Below are 2,719 nucleotides of genomic sequence, written 5' to 3' on the forward strand. Positions count from 1 at the left end.
CTTGAGGAGCGCCGGTGCGGATCGTCTACTCCCGCTCGTCCACCGCGACCCAGTCGCTGCTGCGGCAGCGGCACATCCTCACCGAGGCCGGGTTGCTGGTCCGGGCCGAGGGCGTCGCGGCGGGGTTCCACCCGGTCGAGGGCGTGCTGCTGTTTGAGGACCCGGCGACCACCTCCAAGGTTCCCGCGCTGGAGCGGCCCGCGTTCGCCAAGGTTGCCGCTGCTGCGCATCCCGGCGACACCCTCACGGTGTCGGAGCTGTTCCGGCTCTGCCGCGACCTGGTCGACATCCACACCGTCCGCGGCTGGTGCCAGGCCCGCGGCGTAGTGCTGCGGGTCCTGTCCGGGCCGCTGTCGAACTTCCACGACCTGGCCGCCAACGACGCCACCACCGACCTGATCATCAACGTGATCACCGCTGTGGGGCAGTTCCAGCGCGACCTGCAGAACGAGCTGACCGCCGAGGGGATCGCCGCGGCCGAGGCCGAAGGCCGCTACCGCGGGCGGCCGGCCGCGCTGACCGGCGCACGCATCGAGGAGGTGCGGTCGGCGTTCACCCACCAGGGCGCCTCGATCGCGGCGCTCGCACGTGCGCAGGGGGTGAGTCGGGCCGCGGTCCGGACCGCGCTGGCCGGGCTGCTGCCCGACCAGCCAGCTTCGTCCCCTGGATCATCCTGATCGAGGGGAAGAAGCCGATCAGGCCGCGAGGCCGAGGTCGAGGTGGCGGCCCATGTCGATATCGATCGTGCCGTAGAGGTTGGCGTTGGACCAGAACAGCGGGGACAAGCCGCGTTTGTCGGCCTCGGTCAGCTTCTGCTGCCAGGTGGGGTCCTTCAGGACGGACTGGACGAGCAGGGTGTTGATGAACACCAGCGCGGACTGCAGCAAGTGCAGGCTGAGCATGGAGACCTCCTGGTGCTCCTTGTCGCTGCCCGGGAGGGTGCCGGCGCTGCCGTAGAACAGGTCGGTGTTGGCCGAATTCCAGTTCTCCACGACCTGCAGGCCCTCGTGGATCTCGCGGCGCAGTTCCTGAGCGGCGATGTACTCGGCGACGAAGATGCTCTTGACGGCCTTGCCGAGTTCCTCGATGGCCTTGTAGGTGGGGTGCTTGGGGCCGCCGCGGGTGAAGCGGCGCAGCACCTGCTCGGCCTCGGCCGTGCCCAGCCGCAGGGCGGTGGCGTACTTGACCATCTGGTCATACTGCTGAGCGATGATCTCCCAGTCGATCGGCTTGTCGGCCACCATGCCCGTCAGGCAGGACGGGACCTGGTCATCGGCGTCGGCCTTCACGAGCTTCTGATGGGCGATCCTCTTGATTCGCGGCAGCAGCTTGAACCCCAGCAGGTGGGAGAACGCGAACCCGACCAGGGACTGGCCGTGGCTGTCGGTGTACTGGCGGTCGATGGTGGCGTCGGTGCAGTGCCGCAGCACGCCCTCCATCATCGCGGCGACCTCGGAGGCGTTGCAGGACCGTAGCTGGGAGTAGACGCACACCGACTTGCGGTCCACGTGCCAGTAGATCATGACGCCGTGGCCGCCGTAGCGGGCGTGGTACTCGGTCATCAGGTTCGACGACCAGGACCCGAACTTCTTCGAGTCCGACGCGCACGCGGTGCCGTTGCCCCACCACAGCGGGTCCCGCATCCTCAGGGTGGCGTTCACCAGGGTCGCGATCGCCGCTCGCAAGTTGTCGCGGTTGACGAACAGGTGCCTCGTTGCGCGCAGCGCGGCCTCGGTCTCGCCGTGGCGGCCGCCGTCGGCGACCCGTTTGATCCCCACGTTGGTGCCGAGCGCGTACAGCACCAGCAGCAGCCGTTTGCGGATCACCTCCCGCGGGGTCGCCTCCCGGGTCGCGACCGTGGTGAACGCGTCGGTGAAGTCGGTGACGAAGTCGGACTCCTTCAGGAAGTCCAGCAGATCGATGATCCCCCAGCGGGCGGCGACCTCGGTGTGCAGCGCCCGAAGGTTCTCCGGCACCTTCAGCTTGCCCAGGTCAGGGATGTGCCAGCGCGGCTCACCGCGGTGCGTCTTCACCTTCGTGCCGCCGGAGCGGTTCTTGCGGACCGCCTCCCCGCACGCCGCCATCGAGGCGCGCATCGCCTCCTTCAACGTCTCGATGAACACACTGCTGTCCAGCGGCTGGCGCATGTTCTCGTAGTGGACGTCCCGGTTGTCCTCGAAATTGGTCGGCAAGTCCTCCTCGGGATTGCGCCAGCGGCGGGCGCCGGCGACGTAGATCTCGCGGCGGCGCAGCGCGTCCTTCAACGACACGATCACGCACAATTCGTAGGAGGCCCGCTCGATGACCCCGTTCTCGTCGACGACCGCCTCCAGCCAGCCATCCGGAACCACCCCATGGATGGGGACGTTCTCGGATGCGTCGTAGTGGCGGGTGGTGTTCGGGATGTCGGCGTAGCGCTGCAGCAGGTCCACGGCATCCATCACCGGCCGGTAGGCGGTGTTGTTGCACTTGAACTCGATCGCGGCCAGCAGCTTGGGCAGCATCCGCCGGTAGTAGGAGGTGTAGGAACTGGTCAGCACCGTCCGCACCCGGGCCTTGTAGGCCCTGGCGTCCGCCTTCGCCTCCGCCACCAGCGCCCGCAGCGTGTTCTCCCCGCCCGGCACCGCCGGGAACACCACCTGCCGGACCGTACCCTCCGGCGCCCGCAGCGACGCCTCGGCGATCGAGAACAGCTTCTCGGTCTTGCGGTGCACCTTCC

2 protein-coding genes are annotated in these 2,719 nt (G+C 68.4%); one reads left to right on the top strand and one right to left on the bottom strand.

Going from position 1 to position 2,719, the window contains the following annotated elements:
- The first annotated feature begins 14 nt into the window (after positions 1-14).
- Positions 15-677 carry a recombinase family protein gene (locus tag AB0G16_RS38600; RefSeq protein ID WP_362815967.1) on the top strand — a complete coding sequence of 221 codons (663 nt, stop codon included), beginning with the start codon at positions 15-17 and terminating at the stop codon, positions 675-677.
- Between the two features lie 18 nt (positions 678-695).
- Here AB0G16_RS38600 and AB0G16_RS38605 read toward each other — a convergent pair.
- The coding region (locus tag AB0G16_RS38605) for a Tn3 family transposase (RefSeq protein WP_362815969.1) at positions 696-2,719 on the bottom strand (2,024 nt) is incomplete at its 5' end.

Source organism: Streptosporangium sp. NPDC023615, assembly GCF_040640155.1.
Classification (GTDB): Bacteria; Actinomycetota; Actinomycetes; order Streptosporangiales; family Streptosporangiaceae; genus Streptosporangium.